Below are 21710 nucleotides of genomic sequence, written 5' to 3'. Positions count from 1 at the left end.
TTTGAAACGCTGAATTCCGGGGCCCCATGGCAATTCTGGCAGCCGTCTACCACCTGACCCACTACAAATACGACCGGCCGGTGGTTCTGGGTCCCCAGGTGATCAGGCTTCAGCCGGCACCGCATTCCCGCACCAAGGTGTTGAGCCATTCGCTCAAGGTCGAGCCGGCGAACCACTTCGTCAATCTGCAGCAAGACCCCTACGGCAACTTCCTCGCCCGTTTTGTCTTTCCCGAGCCGGTGACGGAGCTGAAGATCGAGGTCGATCTCGTCGCCGACATGACGGTCTATAATCCGTTCGACTTCTTCGTCGAACCGTCGGCGGAGGCGTTCCCGTTCGATTATCCCGAGGAAATCAGGGATGATCTGGCCATCTACCGGGCACCGGAGCCGGCGGGGCCGCTTCTCTCGGCTTTCCTGGAAACCGTCGACCGCAGCGCGCCGAACACGGTCAATTTCCTCGTCGACCTCAATGCGCGTCTGCAGCGCGAGATCGCCTATATCGTGCGCATGGAGACCGGCGTCTTTTCACCCGAGGAAACGCTGGCGGCGGCCAAGGGCTCCTGCCGGGATTCGAGTTGGCTTCTGGTACAGATCCTGCGCAATCTCGGCGTCGCCGCGCGTTTCGTCTCGGGCTATCTGATCCAGCTCAAGCCCGACCTTGTCGCGCTGGATGGGCCGGCTGGCACATCAGTCGATTTCACCGACCTGCATGCCTGGTGCGAGGTCTATCTTCCCGGTGCCGGCTGGATCGGTTTCGACCCGACTTGCGGCCTGCTCACCGGCGAGAGCCATGTGCCGCTGGCCGCCACGCCGCATTTCCGCAATGCGGCACCCATTTCGGGCATGGCGAGCTTTGCCAATGTCGAGTTCGGCTTCGAGATGCGGGTCGATCGCATCGCCGAGCATCCGCGCATCACCAAGCCGTTCTCGGATGAAAGCTGGCAGGCGCTCGACGCGCTCGGCAACAAGGTCGATGCCGCGCTCGCGGCCGGGGATGTGCGGCTGACCATGGGCGGCGAACCGACCTTCGTGTCGATCGACGATTTCGAGGCCGCCGAGTGGAACACCGCCGCCGTCGGGCCGAGCAAGCGTGAAAAGGCCGACGCCCTGATCCGCCGCCTGCGCGAGCGCTTCGCGCCCGGCGGCTTTCTGCATTACGGCCAGGGCAAATGGTATCCCGGTGAAAGCCTGCCGCGCTGGACCTTCTCGCTCTTTTGGCGCGCCGACGGCGAGCCGGTCTGGAGCGATCCGTCGCTGATCGCGCCGGAAAAAAGCTCGGCTGATGTCGGGCCGAAACAGGCCGAAAGCCTGCTGACGGCGATCGCCGGCGAGCTCGGCATCGATACGTCCATGGTCAGTGAAGCCTATGAGGATCCAGCCGAATGGCTGCTCAAGGAAGGCAAGCTGCCCGAGAATGTCGACCCGTCCAACTCCAAGCTGGAAGATCCGGAGGAACGCAGCCGCATGGCGCGCGTCTTCGAGCGTGGGCTGACCAAGCCGTCAGGCTATGTGCTGCCGGTGCAGCGCTGGAACAGCCAGGCGTCCGATCCGCGCTGGCGTTCGGAGAGGTGGACGACGCGGCGCGGCCGGCTGTTCCTGGTGCCGGGCGATTCCCCGGTCGGCTATCGTCTGCCGCTGGGCACGCTTCCTCATGTGCCGCCGGCGCAGTTCCCCTACATCGTGCCTGTCGATCCGTCGCTGCCGCGCGGCCCGCTGCCCGTGCGGGAAGCAATCTTGCCTGCGGCCGCTCCGGCCGAACTGGAAGGTGCCGACGAAATGGCCCGCCGCCAGCAGGCGGTGTCGTTCACGGCGGCGACCGGCCAGCAGGAGCGGGTCGAGCAGGAGATCACCGAGATCGGCGGCGCCGTGCGCACTGCACTTTCGGTCGAACCGCGTGACGGCAGGCTGTGCGTTTTCATGCCGCCGGTCGAGGCGCTGGAAGACTATCTCGAACTCGTCGCCGCTGCCGAGAACGCGGCAAAGGCGATTGGCCTTCCCGTGCATATCGAGGGCTACGGCCCGCCGCAGGATCCGCGCCTCAATGTCATCCGCGTCGCGCCCGACCCCGGCGTCATCGAGGTCAACATCCATCCCGCCTCGAATTGGCAGGATTGCGTGGCGACGACGACGGCGATCTATGACGAGGCGCGGCAGACGCGGCTTGGCGCCGACAAGTTCATGATCGATGGCCGCCACACCGGTACCGGCGGCGGCAACCATGTCGTGGTCGGTGGCGCCACGCCCAATGACAGTCCGTTCCTGCGCCGGCCCGACCTGCTGAAGAGCCTGGTGCTACAATGGCAACGGCGTCCCTCATTGTCCTATCTGTTCTCCGGGCTGTTCATCGGCCCGACCAGCCAGGCGCCGCGCTTCGACGAGGCGCGACACGATTCACTCTATGAGCTCGAGATCGCGATGGCGCAGGTGCCGCATCCCGACCAGGGGGCCGCACCCTTGCCATGGCTGGTCGACCGCCTGTTCCGCAATCTGTTGACCGATGTCACCGGCAATACGCATCGCTCGGAAATCTGCATCGACAAGCTATTCTCGCCCGATGGACCGACCGGTCGGCTTGGCCTTGTCGAATTCCGTGGATTCGAGATGCCACCCAATGCGCGCATGTCTCTGGCGCAGCAATTGCTTGTGCGGGCCATCATCGCACGCGCCTGGAAGAACCCGCTCGACGGACGCTTCGTGCGCTGGGGCACTTCGCTGCATGACCGCTTCATGCTGCCGCACTATGTCTGGGCGGACTTTCTCGATGTGCTCGACGACCTCAAGCTCAATGGTTTCGAGTTCCGGCCCGAATGGTTCGACGCCCAGCTCGAATTCCGCTTTCCTTTCTGCGGCGAAGTCCAGCATGCGGGCATCAAGCTGGAGCTCAGGCAAGCGCTGGAGCCATGGCATGTCATGGGCGAGCAGGGCGCGATCGGCGGCACGGTGCGTTTCGTCGATTCCTCGGTCGAACGGCTGCAGGTCAAGACCGAAGGTCTCAATCCGGAGCGCCATGCGATCGTCTGCAACGGCCGCATCGTGCCGATGAGGGCTACCGACAACCGCGAGGTCGCGGTAGCGGGCGTGCGCTTCAAGGCCTGGCAGCCGGCTTCAGGCCTGCATCCGGCACTGCCGGTCAACACGCCGCTGGTGTTCGACATCTACGACCGCTGGTCGAGCAGGGCGGTCGGCGGCTGCGTCTACCATGTCGCCCATCCCGGCGGGCGCAACTACGACACCTTCCCGGTCAACGGCAACGAGGCCGAGGCACGGCGGCTCGCCCGCTTCGAACCGCGCGGCCATACCCCGTCCGGCTATGTGTTGCGTGAAGAACAGCCGGGGGAAGATTTCCCGATGACCCTTGACCTCAGGCGTCCACCAAGACTGTGATCTGACCATATGGCAAAGGGGAATCACAAAAGGGTACGCGGCAAGCCGCAGGCCCATAGCCTGCTGGAGCACTACCAGCCGATTGACGGCGTCGTCGACGAGATGGTCGACGCGTCGGGCAATCCCCGCCCGGTCTGGAAGGATTTTGTCGAAGCGCTGGACGAACTCGGGGCCGAAAAGCTCGGCCAGCGCTTCGCCCGCGCCGACCAGTATCTGCGCGATGCGGGTGTTTACTACCGCGTCTATGACAAGGCGGGCGCCAACGAGCGCGAATGGCCGCTGGCGCATATTCCCGTGCTCATCGAGGACGGCGAGTGGCAGGCGATCAGCGCCGGCCTGGTGCAGCGCGCCGACCTGCTCGAGGAAATTGTCGCCGATATCCATGGACAGAACCGACTGGTCGAAAAAGGCATCCTGCCGGCAGGGCTGATCGCGGCGAGCCCTGAATATTTGCGGCCCGTGGTCGGCACCAGGCCGGCCGGAGGGCATTTCCTGCACTTCTGCGCCTTCGAGCTCGGCCGCGGGCCCGATGGCCGCTGGTGGGTGCTTGGCGACCGCACCCAGGCGCCTTCGGGCGCCGGCTTCGCGCTGGAGAATCGTGTCGCCACCACGCGCGCTTTGTCCGACATCTATGGCGAGATGCATGTGCACCGGCTCGCCGGCTTCTTCCGTCGCTTCCGCGATGCGCTGATCGGAATGGCAAAGGAGAGCGACGGCCGCGTCGCCATCCTGACGCCGGGGCCGCTCAACGAAACCTACTATGAACACGCCTATATCGCCCGCTACCTCGGCATCATGCTGCTCGAAGGCGAGGATCTGACTGTTTCCGGCGGCAGGCTCATGGTGCGCACCGTGTCGGGCCTGATGCCGATCAGCGTGCTGTGGCGGCGGCTCGACGCCGCCTTCGCCGATCCTCTCGAGCTGCGTCCGGATTCGCAGATCGGCACGCCGGGCCTGGTCGAAGCGACCCGGCAAGGTACGGTATCCACCGTCAATGCGCTGGGATCGGGCCTGATGGAGACGCGTGCGCTGCTTGCCTTCCTGCCCAAGATCGCGCGCGAATTGTGGGGCGAGGAGCTGCTTTTGCCCAGTGTGGCGACATGGTGGTGCGGGCAGGCGACGGAGCGCGCCCATGTCCTCGCCAATATCGACCGCATGGTGGTCGGCCCGGCGCTGTCGACAAGACTTGCCTTCGAGGATGACGGACAGACAAAGCTCGGCTCGGCGCTGTCGGTCGGGGAACGGGCGGAACTGGTGGCGCGCATCGAACGCGATGGCGAGGCCTTCGTCGGCCAGGAAGCGGTGACACTTTCGACGACACCCGTCTATGTCGGCGGCTGGCTGGAACCCCGGCCGGCGAGCTTGCGCGTCTATCTGGCGCGCACGCCCGAGGGATGGACGGTGATGCCCGGCGGTTTCGCCCGCGTCGGCCTGTCGCTCGACCCGACGGCGATCGCCATGCAGCGCGGCGGCCAGGCGGCTGATGTCTGGGTGGTCAGCGACAGACCGGTCGAGCGCGAGACGCTGCTGCCGCAGGAGGGCGACAGCTTCAACCGCACCAGGCCGGGTAGCCTGCCCAGCCGCGCGGCGGAAAACCTGACCTGGCTCGGCCGCTACATCGAACGCTCGGAAGACACCGTGCGCATCCTGCGCGCCTATCATGTGCGGCTCGCCGAAACATCCGATCCCGACATGCCTCTGCTGGCAGATGTCAGGGACTATCTCGAACCGTTCGGCATCGATGTCGAAACGGCGATCCCACCAGGGCTGATCGGCATGCTCGACAGCGCCGTCTACAGCGCCGGCCAGATCCGCGATCGTTTCTCGCCGGATGGCTGGCTGGCGCTCAAGGATTTGTCGAAGACGATCCATCGGTTCGCCACCACCGTGGCGCCCGGCGACGACGCGACGCGGGCCATGACCGTCATTCTGCGCAAGCTTGCCGGATTCTCCGGCCTGCTGCACGAGAACATGTACCGTTTCGCCGGCTGGCGCTTCCTCGAGATCGGCCGGCGGCTGGAGCGTGGCATCCAGATCGCCGGCACGCTGGCCCGACTGACAGGCAGCAAGGCGCCGGATGGCGCGCTGGACATGATGCTGGAGATCGGCGACAGCGTCATGACCCATCGCCGGCAATATCCGGTGCAGGCCGGCCGGCGCACGGTGGTCGATCTCCTGGCGCTCGATCCGCTCAATCCACGCTCCATCCTGTTCCAGCTGGAAAGGCTGAAGACCGAGGTAGGGCTGCTGCCGGCGACCGGCGGCGAGGGGCACATGTCGGCGGCGGCCAAGGAGATCCTGCAGCTCAATACCGCCATCGCCATCAAGGAGCCGGCTGACATGACGACGAAGGCGCTGAACGAACTCGCCAGCGAAATCGGCGGCCTCTACAACAGCCTCGCCAAAGCCTATTTCGGCTAGAAAGCAATGGCCATGCTGTACGACATCCGGCTTCTGCTCCATTACGACTACGCCGCCGCTGCCGGCGGCGGCCGGCATCAGGTGCGGGTGCTGCCGCCGACCATTGGCGGCGTGCAGCGCGTCATCGCCGCTTCGCTGTCCTTTGAACCGGCACCCAATGAACGATCCGACTTTACCGATTTTTTCCGCAACAACGTTACCTCGATCGCGTTTCGCGACGCGCATGAAGCGCTCGACATAAGGATGAGCGCGCGCGTTTCGGTGTCGCGGCCCGAGCCTGGGCTCGACGTGTCGCCGGATATCGGCCGACTGAGGCGGGAGCTGGCGGCCGTGCGGTCGCTGGCCCCGGCGTCGCCGCATCACTTCCTGGTGGCAAGCGGCCACGCCGGCATGGATGCAGCGATCACCACCTATGCGCAAGACAGCATCGGTGGCTCGACCGCCGGCACGGCTATGAGCCTCTGCCAGCGCATCCACCATGATTTCACCTATGATGGCGAAGCGACCACGGTGCGGACCCTGGCCAGCGATGCCTTTCGGCTGAAGCGGGGCGTCTGCCAGGATTTCTCGCACATCATGATCGCCGGGCTGCGCGGACTCGGCATTCCGGCCGGCTATGTCAGCGGTTTCCTGCGAACCATTCCGCCCAAGGGCAAGCCGCGGCTGGAAGGTGCGGATGCCATGCATGCCTGGGTCAAGGTCTGGTGCGGGCGTGATGCCGGCTGGCAGGAGTTCGATCCGACCAACGGCATGCGGGCTTCCAACGACCATATCACCGTCGGTTACGGGCGCGACTATTCGGATGTGGCGCCCATCGTCGGTGTGCTGAAGACGACCGGCGGACAGGTCGGAGAACAGGCTGTCGACGTCATCCCGGTGATGCTCGAAAAGGTGTAAAAAGGGCGCGCCGCCGGCTGTCCTTTCCGCCGACACAGATGCAGCGCATTGCCTCGCCGACGCCACTGGATCCTGCTTTCCAGACGGGGTGTGGAACCAGCAGTCAGCCCGCAGCTTATCTACGGACATTTTGCGTGGAGCCGTCATGCTGCAGAGAACCGGATCGTCGCGTAGCCGATTGGCTGGCGGTGATAGCGTACCCAAGAATCGACCACAGATTTCCGCCCGGGGTACCGCGCTCACCTATGTCAGCGATGCCGAGCCCGGCATCCGCCGGCTGAAGGCTGGCAAGGGATTTGCCTACAAGGGACCGCACGGGAGAGCGGTCTCCGATGCCGACAGGGCGCGCATCGCGGCCATCGTCATTCCGCCGGCCTGGACCGATGTCTGGATTTCGCCCGATCCGGATGGGCATATCCAGGCGACCGGGAGGGATCAGCGGGGGCGCAAGCAGTATCGCTATCACCCGCAATGGGCCGAGGAGCGCGACGGTGTCAAATATTCCAGCCTCGTCGCTTTCGCCGAAAGCCTGCCGGACCTTCGGCGCAGAATCGACAGCGACTTGCGCCGTCACGGCCTGCCGCTCGAACGCGTCGTCGCAGCGGTGGTCTGGCTGCTCGACAACACGATGATCCGCGTCGGCAACGCGGCCTATGCACGCGATAACAAGAGCTTCGGCCTGACGACGTTGCGCGATCGGCATGTCGACATCAAGGGGTCGAGCCTGCGCTTCGCCTTCAAGGGAAAGTCCGGCAAGGAATGGAGATTGAAGCTGGTGGACCGCCGCATCGCCGGGATCGTTCGGGGCGCGCAGGACCTGCCGGGCCAGAAACTGTTCCAGTATCTCGACGAGAGGGACGACAGACGCCCGGTCCGCTCCGACGACGTCAACCGCTACATCCGGGACGCCGCCGGCGACGCGTTCAGTTCGAAGCATTTCCGCACATGGGGCGGCACCATCCATGCCGCGTCGCTGTTTGCACAGACGGAACTGCCTGAAAGCCAGGCACAGCGAAAGCGGGTGATGAACAACATCATCGACAAAGTGGCCGAACGGCTGGGCAATACGCGCGCGGTCTGCCGCAAATGCTATATCCACCCGCAGGTCTTCGAGGCCTGGAGCGAAGGACGGCTGCTTGCCGAAATGGCGGAAGCCAACAAGCGCAAGCGATCCATAGACGGTCTCGACGAAGAGGAAGCGCTCGTGCTGAGATGGCTGAAGACGCAGGAGAGTCGATCGGCGGCAATCAGCGGCCGCTGAATCCGCGGCGTCTCGTTTTTTTTGTCGACGCCATGTCGGGATCGGCCCTACTGTTTCGTCCTTTGCTACAGAAAGGACCATCCATGCTCTATGCCATCCTCTGCTACGCCTCCGAAGATGTCGTCTGCTCCTGGAGCAAGGAACAGGACGACAAGGTCATGGCCGACCTGCTCGGTGTCCAGGAGAAGTATGCCAACGCCGGGCGGCTTGGGCCCGTGGCGCGGCTTTTGCCGACGACTGCGGCAACGACGCTGCGGAAAGTGAAAGGCGAATCGCTGGTCATCGACGGGCCGTTCGCCGAAACCAAGGAACAGTTCCTCGGCTTCTATACGCTCGATTGCGCTGACCTCGACGAGGCCGTCGAATTCGCCCGCGAGCTTTCCGAGGTCAACCCGAGCGGCGGTTCCTATGAGATCCGGCCGGTATCGGTGTTCCATCCAACCAGGGTTTCAGCATGACCGAATTCGCCTGGATAAGCTCCGCGATCAGCGCTGCCCGCCCACAAGCGATGGGCGCACTGCTGCGCTATTTCCGCGATCTCGATACCGCGGAGGAAGCTTTCCAGGACGCTTGTCTCAAGGCGCTGAAGAACTGGCCGCAGAACGGGCCGCCACGCGATCCGGCGGCCTGGCTGATCTTCGTCGGCCGCAACAGCGGCATCGACGCGGTGCGCAAGCGTGCCAAGCAGGCGCCGTTGCCGGAGGAAGACCAGATATCCGATCTGGAAGACGCCGAGAGCGATATCGCGGAGCGGCTGGACGGCGCGCATTACCGCGACGACATCCTGCGGCTGCTGTTCATCTGCTGTCACCCTGATCTGCCCGCAACACAGCAGATCGCAGTGGCGCTGCGCGTCGTCTCCGGCCTCACCGTCAAGCAGATCGCGCGCGCCTTCCTGGTCGGCGAGAGTGCGATGGAGCAGCGCATCACCCGCGCCAAGGCGCGCATCGCGGACGCCGGCGTGCCGTTCGAGACGCCGGACGCGGTCGAGCGCTCCGAGCGGCTCGCGGCGGTCGCGTCCATGGTCTACCTGATCTTCAACGAGGGCTATTCGACCAACAGCGGCGAGGCGCCGGCCCGCGCGCCGCTGTGCGAGGAGGCGATCCGGCTCGCCCGGCTGCTGCTCAGATTGTTCCAGACCGAGCCGGAGATCATGGGGCTGACGGCCCTGCTTCTGCTGCAGCACGCACGCGCACCGGCTCGTTTCGATGCCGATGGCGAGATCGTGCTGCTCGAGGACCAGGATCGAAGCCTGTGGAGCCGCAAGATGATCGACGAAGGGCTGGCGCTGGTCGACAAGGCCCTGCGCCACCGCAAGCCCGGCCCTTACCAGGTGCAGGCGGCGATCGCGGCGCTCCACGCGCGGGCCGAGAAGGCCGAGGACACGGATTGGGTGGAGATCGACCTTCTCTACGGCCTGCTCGAACAGATGCAGCCGTCGCCGGTCATCACGCTCAACCGTGCGGTCGCGGTGGCCAAGGTGCGCGGACCGGAAGCGGCGCTGGCGATGATCGAGCCGCTCGAACAGAGACTATCCGGCTATTTCCATTTCTTCGGCCTCAAGGGCGGGCTCTTGATGCAACTCGACCGGGGCGAGGAGGCACGCATTGCCTTCGACCGCGCCATTGCGCTCGCCAACACGGCGGCGGAAGCAGCCCATATCCGCATGCATATCGACCGTCTGATCAAGGACGGCGCCGTGCGCGCGCCGGCGAAAAAGGCAAACTGAGCCAGTTCTGCTCCAAGGGTCGTCTGGCTCAATCGTGCAGCCTGGGCTTGGACCATGCCGGGGTGGCGATTTTCCCCTGAAACAGGTAATGGCACGCCATGATAGCCCCTTCCAGCCGCAACGGCGCGGGAAGGCATGGCGCAAGACGTTGACCCACGCCACACGAGCGGCGGGATCTGAAAGGGACAAAAATGACGATAGCGAAGGAAACGGCCGAGCTTCTGGCGAAACTGGGCGTGGCCAAGGAGGCGCTTGTCGGCGGCGACCTGATCGTGCGCAGCCCGGTGACGGGTGAGCAGATCGCGGCGCTGAAGACGATCTCGCCGGCCGACGCGGCAAAGACTATTGATGACGCCCACCAGGCATTCCAGTCCTGGCGGCTGGTGCCGGGTCCCAAGCGTGGCGAACTGGTTCGGCTGCTGGGCGAAGAACTGCGCGCGCACAAGACCGAGCTGGGCCGGCTGGTGTCGATCGAGGTTGGCAAGATCCCCTCCGAAGGGCTCGGTGAAGTGCAGGAAATGATCGACATCTGCGATTTCGCCGTCGGTCTGTCCCGGCAATTGTACGGTCTGACCATCGCCACCGAGCGTCCCGGCCACCGTATGATGGAAACTTGGCATCCGCTCGGCGTCGTCGGTGTCATCTCGGCTTTCAACTTCCCGGTCGCCGTGTGGTCGTGGAACGCAGCGCTCGCACTGGTCTGCGGCGATGCCGTGGTATGGAAACCTTCCGAGAAGACGCCGCTGACGGCGCTTGCCTGCGAAGCGATCTTCAAGCGTGCGGTCAAGCGTTTCGGCGCGGACGCACCGCAAGGCCTGGCGCCGGTGCTGATCGGCGACCGCGCCGTCGGCGAGATCCTGGTCGATCATCCGAAGGTGCCGCTGGTTTCGGCCACCGGCTCGACCCGCATGGGCCGGGATGTCGGTCCGCGCCTGGCCAAGCGTTTTGCACGAGCGGTGCTGGAACTGGGCGGCAACAATGCCGGCATCGTGTGCCCGACGGCCGATCTCGACATGGCGCTGCGCGCCATCGCCTTCGGGGCCATGGGCACGGCTGGCCAGCGCTGTACGACGCTGCGCCGCCTGTTCATCCATGACAGCGTCTACGACGCCTTGGTGCCGCGGCTGAAGAAGGCCTATCAGAGCGTTTCGGTCGGCAATCCGCTGCAGACCTCGTCGCTGGTCGGGCCGTTGATCGACAAGGCAGCGTTCGATGCCATGCAGAAGGCCCTGAGCGAAGCGACCGCCCATGGCGGCAAGGTGACCGGCGGGACACGGGTCGAGAATGGCCATCCGGATGCCTATTATGTCCATCCGGCGCTGGTCGAAATGCCAAAGCAGGTTTCGCCAGTAACGGAAGAAACCTTCGCGCCGATCCTCTATGTGATGAAGTATTCGGATTTCGACGCCGTGCTTGACGAGCACAATGCGGTCGGCGCCGGCCTGTCGTCATCGATCTTCACCCGCGACCTGCAGGAATCCGAGCGCTTCCTCGGTGTCGATGGTTCGGATTGCGGCATCGCCAATGTCAATATCGGCACCTCAGGGGCCGAGATCGGCGGCGCCTTCGGCGGCGAGAAAGAAACCGGTGGCGGCCGCGAGAGCGGCTCCGATGCATGGAAGGCCTATATGCGCCGCGCCACCAACACGGTGAACTATTCCAAGGCGCTGCCGCTCGCCCAAGGCGTCTCGTTCGACATCGATTGAGAACGCCGCCCGCGATCGGTGTCGATCAAGCTCGGCGAGCATCAATCGACACAGGTGGAGGGTGTACACGCAGCAGTAACGCTGGACAGGCTCTGACGTCTGTCCAGCGCCGGCTTTTCGTGACTGGGCGCTGGCCGAGCCAACCGACGCTGCCGAGGTCCTCGGCGTCGCGCAGCCACGCAAACGCGGAACCGGTCAATCCACCTGTTCTGGTACAATTCCGGACGAAACGCTTCACACTTTTCCTGGAATGACTCTCATGCGCGGCGCTGCTCAGCCGTCGCCCTGCGACGGTGGAAAACAGGCCTTGAAGGCGGTGTCGACGACGGCCAGCTTGGCGGCCTGGACGGTCATGTATTCCTCGTAGAATCCGTTCGACACCCACATCACCGAATGGCCGCGCTGACCAAGCCAGCCAACGCTGCCGAGTTCCTCCGCCGTGCGCAGTTTGCGGCCGAGATGGGTCCGCGACAGCTTGAGCCATTTGGCGAAGTCACCGATCGAAACCACGCCGGTCGGAATCCGCTCCAGGCCGGCGTGGTCGGGGTCGATGCCCGACATCAGCCAGTCCATGACGATGCCGCCATTGTTGAGCCAGATGAACAGGGAGAAGGTCTGGTTGGGTTCGCGCACCGGCTTGGACGCAAGCAGGCCGTCAGCCACCAGCGGCTGCAGCGTGGCAAGCATCTCGGGCCGCTCCAGGAATCTGGCCAGCCGGTCGCCGCCGTCGATGTGGTCGAGCGTGCGCAGATGGGCTGTTACCCAGCCGGTGAATCGCTCGATGGTGGCCGCTGTCGGCTGCAGGGGATGCGTGCGGCCGTCGCCGCCCGCCACATACTCGGCGATGTTGTAGTGCAGCATCTCCTTGATGAAGGCGTCCGCCGTGTTGCGGCTGGCCACCGCGTTCTTGTGCACGACCTCGATGAAACGCGATACGGTCAGCTCCTTGCGGCGGTCATTCGGGTCTCGCCTGAAGTGCATGGCAAGGCCAACATGACCCAAAAGCCAGCGCTGCTGTGTGGCAAAGATGGAAGCCAGGCGCGGGCTTTCCTCATAGATGCGGATCAGGGACTGCGACTGTTCCTGAACGTAGCGGTGCAAGGCCGGATGGCCGGCTATGTCTTCCAGATTCAGCGCTGATCTCCCGATGCTTTGAATCAACTCGGATGGCGAGGTTGCGTTCTCCATTTTTCAGTCTTCAACACGCCTGTCCAGACGTACCAATTGCGGAGGACAGCGCCAGCCGAGCCACAGATCTACGGCGACGATTTCATGGCGCATTTCGCCAACTGCTTGCTATGGCTTGGAAAACACCTCCCAACTGGTCAGCCGAACGGTGGGATCCGGCCACGCGAGCGGCGTCACGCGACGGTCGCCCGCAGGGGCATTTCCGGTTGCTGGTCCCTGGCGGCGTCTTTCACCCCATCACCCGCGAAGTCGATCCTGCTGGAAAGGTTCGATCCCAACTTCCGGCCGGAGTTCAGCCCGGCCTGGCGGGTCGCCTTCACTCGGCGGCCTGAACCTGGTTGGCCGCGATGATCGCGCGGATCTCGGACCGGCAGGAGCCGCAATTGGTGCCTGCCTTCAGCGCGGCGCCGATGGCGTCCACGGTGGTGCAGCCAGCGGCCACGGCAGCCGTGATCTGGTTGACCCCGACGTTGAAACAGGAACAGACGGTCGCGCCGGCATCGGGCCGTCCGGCACCGGCGCGACCGGCAACGATCCGGAAGCGCTGACGCTGGCTGGCGTGGACCTCGCCGAGCTGCTCGGCCGCCCAGCCGCGCGACACCGCGACCGGACCTGGCGCGATGAACAAGGCACCCGTCAGATGCTCGCCATCGAAGGCGGCGATGCGGTGTTGGCCGGCCTCGCGGTCGTGATAGGCGAGAACTTCGGCATCCGCGGTATCGAAGAGCGAACCGGCGAAGGCCGTCCAGTCGACATCGTCATTGGCAAAGGCAAGCTCGACCCGCCAGCCGCCCCGGCATCTGGCTACCGCCCAGTAGTCGGCGGCCATCGTCGCGGGTCTTTTGCGTGTCACGGCAAAGCCGAAGGTCCTGGCGGTGAATTTCTCGATGCTGGCCGCGACATGCTTCAACGCCGGCTGGCCTGACACCGGATCGGTAAGCGATGCGGTGAGCGTGTCGAGCCGGGCCCTGGCGGCGAATTGGTCCGTCCAGTGCATCGGCGCGAACAGGCTGCCCTGGCGCTGGCGCGTGGTCACCAGCGCGCGGACCAGCACCTCGCCGCGCGGGGTCGAGACGCGTGCGATGTCGGCATCGCCAATGCCGTGGCGTTGCGCATCCACTGGGTGGATTTCGACAAACGGCTCGGCGATGTGCTGGGACAGGCGCGGGCTTTTGCCCGTACGCGTCATGGTGTGCCAGTGGTCGCGGATGCGGCCGGTGTTGAGGATGAGCGGGAAGTCGGAGGTGATGCGGGTTTCGACGGTTGGGCGGATGGCGATGAAGCGTGCCTTGCGGTCGGGCGTGTAGAAGTTGCCGTTGGCGAAGAAGCGGGTGGATTGGTGCCCGGTGGTGCCGCCCGCTTGTGGCGGATGTCGAGCTTGAACACCCCCCTCTGGCCTGCCGGCCATCTCCCCCGCAAGGGGGGAGATTAGCTGCTTTGGCGCCGGCGCCTGTCTAGCAACGTTGAAGATTGGCGAAGGCCGCGACAACATCCGATCTCCCCCCTTGTGGGGGGGGAGATGGCCGGCAGGCCAGAGGGGGGTGCCTGGGCTCGGCGCTGGCCACTGGAATGGTTGAAGCGCGTCGTAGTCTTCTTCATCAACACCAGCATACGCACCAATGTCGAAATCGCGCTCGCCGTCATTCTCGAATGCCGACAACCCGGCGTGCTCGGCGAAGATCTCCGCCGGCGTCTCATGCGCAAACGCCCCGTCAAAGCCCATGCGCCGGGCCACCTCGGCAATGATCCACCAGTCGGGCCGCGCCTCGCCGGGGACCGGCAAGAACGCGCGCTGGCGCGAGATGCGGCGCTCGGAGTTGGTGACGGTGCCATCCTTCTCGCCCCAGGCCGTCGCCGGCAGCCGGACATGGGCATGGCGGACCGTGTCGGTCTCGGCCAGCACGTCCGAGACCACGACGAAGGGACAGGCCTTGATCGCCGCTTCGACAGCGCCTGCATCCGGCATCGAATCGACCGGGTTGGTGGCCATGATCCACAGCGCCTTGATGCGTCCGTCGGCAACCGCCTTGAACATATCGACCGCCTTGAGGCCCGGTTTGCCGGCAATCGCCGGCGCATTCCAGAAGCGCTGCACGCGTTCGCGATGCTCGGGGTTTTCGATCTCCATATGGGCGGCGAGCATATTGGCCATGCCGCCGACCTCGCGGCCCCCCATGGCGTTGGGCTGGCCAGTGACAGAGAACGGCCCGGCGCCCGGTTTTCCGATACGGCCAGTGGCGAGATGGCAGTTGATGATCGCATTGACCTTGTCGGTGCCCTGGGACGACTGGTTGACGCCCTGGCTGTAGACGGTGACTGTCTTCTCCGTCCTGGCGAACAGGCTGTAGAAACGGCCGAGCTCGTCTTCGCTGAGCCCCGTGGCGGCAGCGACGCCGGCAAGGTCGAGCGCCGAGGCGGCGAACAGTGCTTGTCCAAAGCCGGACGTATGCGCCGTGATATAGGCACGGTCGAGCGCATTGTGCTGGCCGAGCCATGCGAGCAGGCCGGTGAACAGGGCGACGTCGCCATCCGGCGCGATCGCCAGATGCATGTCGGCGATGTCAGATGTCATGGTGCGGCGTGGGTCTACCAGCACCACCTTCATCTCGGGCCGTTTTTCGCGCGCGGCCGCGATGCGCTGATAAAGCACCGGATGGCACCAGGCGAGGTTGGAGCCGACCAGCACGACGAGATCGGAGAGTTCCAGATCCTCGTAGGTTCCCGGCACGGTGTCCGAACCAAACGCGCGGCGGTGGCCGGCGACCGAGGACGCCATGCAGAGACGCGAATTTGTGTCGATGTTGGCCGAGCCGACAAAACCCTTCATCAGCTTGTTGGCGACATAGTAATCCTCGGTCAGCAACTGGCCGGAGACGTAGAAGGCGACCGCGTCGGGACCATGTTCGGCGATGGTTTGGGAGAAGGTCGAACCGACGAGGTCGAGCGCCTCATCCCAAGAGGAGCCTCGGCCGTGGATTTGTGGATGGAGCAGCCGGCCGTCGAGGCCGGTGGTCTCGGCGAGCGCGGAGCCCTTCGAGCAGAGCCGGCCGAAATTCGCAGGATGATCGGGGTCGCCACGGACGGACACCTGCCCGTCCGCGGCGACCTTTGCCAGTACGCCGCAGCCCACCCCGCAATAGGGGCAGGTGGTCCTCACCTCGCGTGCTTCGTCAATCTCCATGGTTCAGGCCGCGCGGCTGGCCAGCGCTTCCAGCGCGATGAACAGGCGCTCGCCTTCCCGCTTCACGGGAATCGTGCGCACGGCGCCCTCGTCGGCGCCAAGCGCCTTGCCCGTCTCCAGCGAGATCACCCAATTGTGCAGAGGACACGTCACGGCCGCGCCATGGACGATGCCCTGGCTCAGCGGTCCGCCTTTGTGCGGGCAGTGGTCCTCGATGGCGAAGACCTCGTCGTCCGCCGTGCGAAAGACGGCGATTTTGCCTTGAGGTGTGGCGACACAGCGCGCGCCGCGCCGGGGAATATCGGAGATGGTGCCGATCGCGATCCAGTTCATGATTGTCACTCCGCCGCCTGCGCAAACCCGACCGAGGCCATGGGCCGGAACTCGTGCTTGTCCTTGCCGGAGACGCGCTCGGACCACGGATCGACCTGGGCGAATTTCTGCGAAAAGACAAAGCGCTCGTAGTAGGCCTGGCGCTTCTCGCCGTCGTCCATGATCTGGCGCTTGACCTCGGCTATGCCGATGCGCTTGGCCCATTTGTAGATACGTTCGAGATAGCGGCCCTGCTCGCGATACATCTGCGTCAGCGCCACGATGTGCTGCAGCGCTTCGTCTTCGGTCCTGACCAGGCCGAGCACTTCCGTGCCCTTGATATCGAGACCGGCGGCACCGGCGAAGTGGATCTCGTAACCACTGTCGACGCAGATCACGCCGACATCCTTGCAGGTCGCCTCGGCACAGTTGCGCGGACAACCCGACACCGCCATCTTGACCTTGGCGGGGGTCCACGAACCCCACATGAATTTCTCGATGCGGATGCCGAGCCCGGTCGAATCCTGCGTGCCGAAGCGGCACCAGTCGGAGCCGACGCAGGTCTTCACCGTGCGCAGCCCTTTGGCATAGGCATGGCCCGAGACGAAGCCGGCCTGGCCGAGATCGGCCCACACCGCCGGCAGGTCCTCCTTGCGGATGCCCAGCATGTCGATGCGCTGGCCGCCGGTGACCTTGACCATCGGGATCTCGAACTTGTCGACGACGTCGGCGATGGCGCGCAGTTCGGCCGCATTGGTCACGCCGCCCCACATGCGCGGCACCACCGAATAGGTGCCATCCTTCTGGATGTTGGCGTGGACGCGCTCGTTGATGAAACGCGACTGGTAGTCGTCGGCATACTCGTCCGGCCAGTCGCAGACGAGATAGTAGTTGAGTGCCGGCCGGCATTTGGCGCAGCCGCAGGAGGTCTTCCACTCCAGTTCCTGCATGACCGCCGGAATGGTCTTCAGGTGCTTGGCCTTGATCAGCCGGCGTACTTCGTCATGGCCGAACGTGGTGCAGGAACACATGGGCTGCACCGCGGCCGGGTTGTAGGTGTCGCCGAGGGTCAGCACCATCAGCTTTTCGACCAGCCCTGTGCAGGAGCCGCAGGAGGCCGACGCCTTGGTGTGGGCGCGCACGTCATCGAGCGAAGTCAGGCCCTTGCCCGTGATCGCGCCCGTGATCTTGCCCTTGCAGACGCCGTTGCAGCCGCAGATTTCCGCATCATCCGGCAAGGCTGCAACGGCCGCCATAGGGTCCAGCGGGGCACCCCCCTGGTAGGACTGGCCGAAGATCAACGTATCGCGCATTTGCGATATGTCGGTCTGTTTCTTCTTCAGGTCGTTGAACCAGGCGCCGTCAGCCGTCTCGCCATAGAGCACGGTGCCGATGATGCGATCATCCCTGAGCACCAGGCGTTTGTAGACGCCGGCGGAAGCGTCGCGCAGCACGATCTCCTGGCGGTCGTCGCCATCGGCGAAGTCGCCGAGCGAAAAGAGGTCGATGCCGGTGACCTTGAGCTTGGTCGGTGTGTCCATGTGGACGAAGGCGGCGGTCTCGTCGCCGGCAAGCTGATGAGCGGCAACACGCGCCATCTCGTAGAGCGGCGCCACCAGCCCGTAGACCGTGCCGCCCACCTCGGCGCACTCGCCGAGCGCGAAGATGTCGGGGTCGTTGCTGCGCATCCCGGCATCGACGACGATGCCGCGGTTGACGGCGATGCCTGCATCCTTGGCCAGCGCCGCATTCGGCCTGATGCCGACCGCCATCACCACCAGGGTCGCCGGGATGATTGTGCCGTCGGCGAGTTCCACCTGCTCGACCTTGCCATTGCCTGTGATCGCCTGGGTGTTGGCCTTGGTGATGACCTTGATGCCGCGTTGTTCGACGGCGCGCTGCAGGAGATAGCCGGCGGCCGGATCGAGCTGGCGCTCCATCAGCGTCGGCATCACATGCAGCACGGTGACATCCATGCCTTGCGAATTCAGTCCGGCCGCGGCCTCGAGCCCGAGCAGGCCGCCGCCGATGACCACGGCCTTGGCGCGCGACTGGGCGGCAAGCATCATCGCGCGGACGTCATCCAGATCGCGATAGGTCAGCACGCCCGGCAGGTTGTGGCCGGGCACCGGGATGATGAACGGTACAGAGCCGGTGGCGATGACGAGCTTGTCGTAGGGCTCGGTCACGCCGTGATCGGAGGTGACGGTCTTCGCTTGGCGGTCGATGGCTACGATCTTGTGGCCCTTGTAGAGGGTGATGCCGTGCTTGATGTACCAGCCGTCGCCATGGATGATGATTTCCTCATAGGCCTTTTCGCCTGACAGCACGGGCGAGAGCATGATGCGGTCGTAGTTCACGCGCGGCTCGGCGTTGAAGATAGTGACGGCGTAGCGGCCCGGCGCCTGTTCCAGCAGATGCTCCAGCATGCGCCCGGGGGCCATGCCGTTGCCGATGATGACGAGTTTTTCGGTCATGTGCTTACTCCGCTCCCGTGTCACTCTGCGGCGTAGGAAAGGTCTGGAGCTTCGGCGGCTGTCGCGCGCTCCATGCGCCGGATGGAAAAGTGCATCCAGGCAAAGCAGGAGACGACGATCAGGAAGAGCAGCATGAAGCAGCTCGACCAGACGCCGGTGAGGTCGTTGAGTGCGCCAAAGGCGATCGGCAGGATAAAGCCACCGAGACCGCCGATCATGCCCACCACGCCACCAACCGCGCCGACACTCTGTGGATAATAGGCGGGAATGTGTTTGTAGACGGCGGCCTTGCCAAGGCTCATGAAGAAGCCGAGCACGCAGGCAACGGCGATGAAGGCGAGCGGGCCGATCTCGAAATGGAAGGCGATCGGCCCGCTGATGCCGCGTACGACGTAGTCTGCCGAGGGGAGAGACAGAATGAAGGTCGCGACGGCACTGACCGCGAAAGTCCAATAGAGCACGGTGCGGGCGCCGATCCGGTCGGAGAGCACGCCGCCATAAGCGCGGAAGACACTTGCGGGAATTGAATAGGCCGCGCCGATCATGCCGGCGGTCGCGAGACCGAAGCCGTAGACGCCGATCAGATAACGCGGAAGCCACAGCGACAACGCCACGAACGCACCGAAGGCGAAGAAATAGTAGAAGGCGAAGCGCCAGACCTGCAGGTTCTTGAGCGGCGCGAATTCCTGCCAGAAGCTCCTCGTGGGTGTCGCCTTGCCGGCACGGCGCTCGCGAATGACCGGATCATCGCCGGTGGTGAACCAGAAGACGAAAGCCATGACGACGAGTGCCGCCGCCCAGATCAGCGCAACCGACTGCCACCCCCAGGAAAGAAGGACGAAAGGCGCCAGGAACTTGGTGACCGCGGCCCCGACATTGCCGGCACCGAAGATGCCGAGGGCCGTGCCCTGCTTGTCGGCGGGGAAGAAGCGCGAGACATAAGACACGCCGACGGCGAAGGAGCCGCCGGCTAGCCCGACGCCGAGCGCGGCGACCAGCATCTGCGCGTAGGTGTGCGCAAAAGCCAGCAGGAAGGTCGCGATTGCCGCCGCAAGCATGGTCGCGGTGTAGACCAGCCGACCGCCAAAGCGGTCGGTCCAGACGCCGAGCACCATGCGCACGAGGGAGCCGGTGAGGATCGGCGTGCCGACGAGCAGGCCGAATTCCGTCTCATTCAGCCCGAGATCCTGCTTAATGCGCACGCCGATGATCGAAAAGATCGTCCACACCGCGAAGCAGACGGTGAAGGCGATGGTGGACATTACGAGCGCCTGCCGGGGAGCAGTGTCCTGGCTGGGCGCGGCTGGGAGATTTGCGGTCATGTCAGGCTCCGGTTTGCGGGCATCGCCGCGCTCGTTCTTGGGTGGTGAATGCGGTGCGGCATAGGTCAGCGCGAAGAGGCCGCGCCCTGCGCGATCACTTGCGGAGCCTTGCCCTCTGGTTTGGTGCCGGTGGGAAACAGCAGGAGCGCCACGGTGAACAGCACCGCGGTCATCGCGCTGCTCACCAGAAAATCGCGGCGGGTGAAATCCTTGAGGGATGTTGTTCCGATCCGTTTCGTCATCGTCGTCTCCGGTTGGGCGCCTTGGGAACGGCGCTCCGTTGATTGCGTGTTCGGGTCCAAAACAAAAAAGCCGCCGTCCAGGCCCTCGCGTCCGTACATCCGGGATCGCGTGTAGACCTGAGCGGCAGCTTTGCCTGTGGCGCCCGCCATTGGACACCTGTTCGATTGCCCGAGAAGGGCTCGTTTATTTCAATGCAGGAACCGTGCCAGTTTCTGAACTGGCCGGAATGTCTAACGAAATCAGTTGGATCGCCGACTCATGCTTCGGTCGCGCCAGGAACGGACAAGGTCAAACATTGACCACTCCGGTCGATGGATCGCATAAATTTTGTGCAATGCACAAGAATGGCGCGCGAATGATCAGCGGTGCGACTGGCTCGCAATATAGGCGTCGATCTCGTCGGGATCGAAGATCTGGCCGTCGAAGAAGCCGTCCGGGCCGAGCGCCAGGCTTGCGCCCGCCGAGCCCACCGGGGTCGCCACCTTCAGCGCGCCCTCGACCTTGGCATTGGCGCCCGGCAGCGCCACGCCGAGCGGCTTCAACGCCGACCGGTACAGGTCTGGCCGGTAGCAATCGCGGGCGATGGCAAGGTTTTCCGGCGTGTGCGCGACATGCCCCCAGCGGACCATCTGCGTGTAGAACCACAGCGCATGGCTTTTCCAGGGGAAGTTGGCCGCCTTGTCGAACGGCACGAAGAAGTCGTCGATGTTCAGTTCCGCCCCGCCGCCCAGCCGGAGACGGCCAGTCAGGATCGGCATCTGGACGGCCGGCGGCAGGCCAAGGAAGCCACGTTGCGCCATCACCGCGGCCAATTCGTCGCGGTTCGCCGGATCCTGGCACCAGCGCGCCGAGTGATGCAGTGCGCGCAAGAGCGCCGCCAGCGCCTCGGGGCTCTGTTCGGCCCAAGCCTTGCGCGCGCCGATCACCTTCTCGGGGCTGTTGCGCCAGAGCAGCGCCTTGACGGTGACGATATGGCCGGTGCCGGCCGCCACGGCGGCGCTGTTCCAGGGTTCGCCGACGCAATAGCCGTCGATGCGGCCGGCGGCCAGCGCGTCGGCCATGAAGGGCGGCGGCACGATGACGATCTCGATTTCGCGCGAGGGATCGATGCCGCAGGCGGCAAGCCAGTAACGCAGTTCGTAATTGTGCCCGGAATGGGGATGCACGACGGCAAAGCGCAGTGGGTCGCGGCCGGCGGCCGCCCGCTCGCGGATGAACGCGCGAAGGGCCGCGCCGGCGCGCGCCGGATCGAGATCGGGCACGGCACCGTGCGCCTCCATGCCCGCCCAGACGGCGTTGGAGATGGTGACGCAGTTGCCGCCGAGCCCCAGCGAAAAGGGCACGATGGTCTCGGAGGCGAGGGGGGTGAGGCCAAGATTGCAGGCGAGCGGCATCGGCCCGAGCATGTGCGCGAGGTCGAAATGGCCGATGGCGATGCGGTCGCGGATGTTGGCCCAGGAGGTCTCGCGGTGCAGGGTGAGATCGATGCCTTCGCGCGCGGCAAAGCCCAGTTCGCCGGCCGCGACCAGGACGGCGCTATCGAACAGCGGCATGAAGCCGGCGGTGATCTGATGCTCGGCGCCCATG

The 21710-nt window shown here is 64.9% G+C and carries 14 protein-coding genes; 7 read left to right on the top strand and 7 right to left on the bottom strand.

Going from position 1 to position 21710, the window contains the following annotated elements; all coding sequences use genetic code 11:
• Window positions 1-26 precede the first annotated feature (26 nt).
• The 7 genes from O7A60_RS09250 (at window position 27) to amaB (ending at window position 11400) form a co-directional block, all read left to right on the top strand.
• Window positions 27-3386 carry a transglutaminase family protein gene (locus O7A60_RS09250; protein WP_337105977.1) on the top strand — a complete coding sequence of 1120 codons (3360 nt, stop codon included), beginning with the start codon at window positions 27-29 and terminating at the stop codon, window positions 3384-3386.
• Between the two features lie 9 nt (window positions 3387-3395).
• Window positions 3396-5807 (top strand): circularly permuted type 2 ATP-grasp protein, encoded by a 2412-nt coding sequence (locus O7A60_RS09245; protein WP_337105976.1) that lies wholly within the window; start codon window positions 3396-3398, stop codon window positions 5805-5807.
• A 12-nt stretch (window positions 5808-5819) separates the two neighbouring features.
• Window positions 5820-6704, top strand: coding sequence for a transglutaminase family protein (locus tag O7A60_RS09240; RefSeq protein WP_337105975.1), 885 nt, complete (start codon window positions 5820-5822; stop codon window positions 6702-6704).
• 145 nt (window positions 6705-6849) lie between these two features.
• Window positions 6850-7965, top strand: coding sequence for a DNA topoisomerase IB (locus tag O7A60_RS09235; RefSeq protein WP_337105974.1), 1116 nt, complete (start codon window positions 6850-6852; stop codon window positions 7963-7965).
• Window positions 7966-8048: 83 nt separating this feature from the next.
• Window positions 8049-8423, top strand: a complete 375-nt coding sequence (locus O7A60_RS09230) for a YciI family protein (RefSeq protein ID WP_337105973.1) — start codon at window positions 8049-8051, stop codon at window positions 8421-8423.
• Window positions 8420-9694, top strand: a complete 1275-nt coding sequence (locus tag O7A60_RS09225) for an RNA polymerase sigma factor (protein WP_337105972.1) — start codon at window positions 8420-8422, stop codon at window positions 9692-9694. The genes O7A60_RS09230 and O7A60_RS09225 overlap by 4 nt, the downstream gene beginning before the upstream one ends.
• Window positions 9695-9885: 191 nt before the next feature.
• Window positions 9886-11400 (top strand): L-piperidine-6-carboxylate dehydrogenase, encoded by a 1515-nt coding sequence (gene amaB / locus O7A60_RS09220; RefSeq protein ID WP_337105971.1) that lies wholly within the window; start codon window positions 9886-9888, stop codon window positions 11398-11400.
• Between the two features lie 273 nt (window positions 11401-11673).
• Here the strand turns inward: amaB and O7A60_RS09215 are convergent, their stop codons facing one another.
• The 7 genes from O7A60_RS09215 to O7A60_RS09185 form a co-directional block, all read right to left on the bottom strand.
• Window positions 11674-12588, bottom strand: a complete 915-nt coding sequence (locus tag O7A60_RS09215; protein WP_337105970.1) for a hypothetical protein — start codon at window positions 12586-12588, stop codon at window positions 11674-11676.
• A 316-nt stretch (window positions 12589-12904) separates the two neighbouring features.
• On the bottom strand, window positions 12905-15769 hold the full coding sequence (locus O7A60_RS09210; RefSeq protein ID WP_337105969.1) for a nitrate reductase: 2865 nt from the start codon (window positions 15767-15769) through the stop codon (window positions 12905-12907).
• 3 nt (window positions 15770-15772) lie between these two features.
• Entirely contained in the window at window positions 15773-16102 is a 330-nt protein-coding gene (nirD, locus tag O7A60_RS09205; RefSeq protein WP_140504078.1) for a nitrite reductase small subunit NirD, read from the bottom strand.
• 5 nt (window positions 16103-16107) lie between these two features.
• Window positions 16108-18558, bottom strand: a complete 2451-nt coding sequence (nirB, locus tag O7A60_RS09200) for a nitrite reductase large subunit NirB (protein WP_337105968.1) — start codon at window positions 18556-18558, stop codon at window positions 16108-16110.
• 20 nt (window positions 18559-18578) lie between these two features.
• Window positions 18579-19880, bottom strand: coding sequence for an MFS transporter (locus O7A60_RS09195; RefSeq protein ID WP_337105967.1), 1302 nt, complete (start codon window positions 19878-19880; stop codon window positions 18579-18581).
• 65 nt (window positions 19881-19945) lie between these two features.
• Complete coding sequence (locus O7A60_RS09190) at window positions 19946-20272, bottom strand: hypothetical protein (protein WP_181166645.1); 327 nt, start codon at window positions 20270-20272, stop codon at window positions 19946-19948.
• Between the two features lie 210 nt (window positions 20273-20482).
• On the bottom strand, window positions 20483-21709 hold the full coding sequence (locus O7A60_RS09185) for a CmpA/NrtA family ABC transporter substrate-binding protein (protein ID WP_337105966.1): 1227 nt from the start codon (window positions 21707-21709) through the stop codon (window positions 20483-20485).
• Window position 21710: the final 1 nt, after the last annotated feature.

It is taken from the genome of Mesorhizobium salmacidum (SeqCode) (assembly GCF_037179605.1).
Lineage (GTDB): Bacteria > Pseudomonadota > Alphaproteobacteria > Rhizobiales > Rhizobiaceae > Mesorhizobium > Mesorhizobium salmacidum.
Note: the sequence above shows the minus strand (reverse complement) of the source record. Positions and strands in the feature narration are given on the sequence as shown.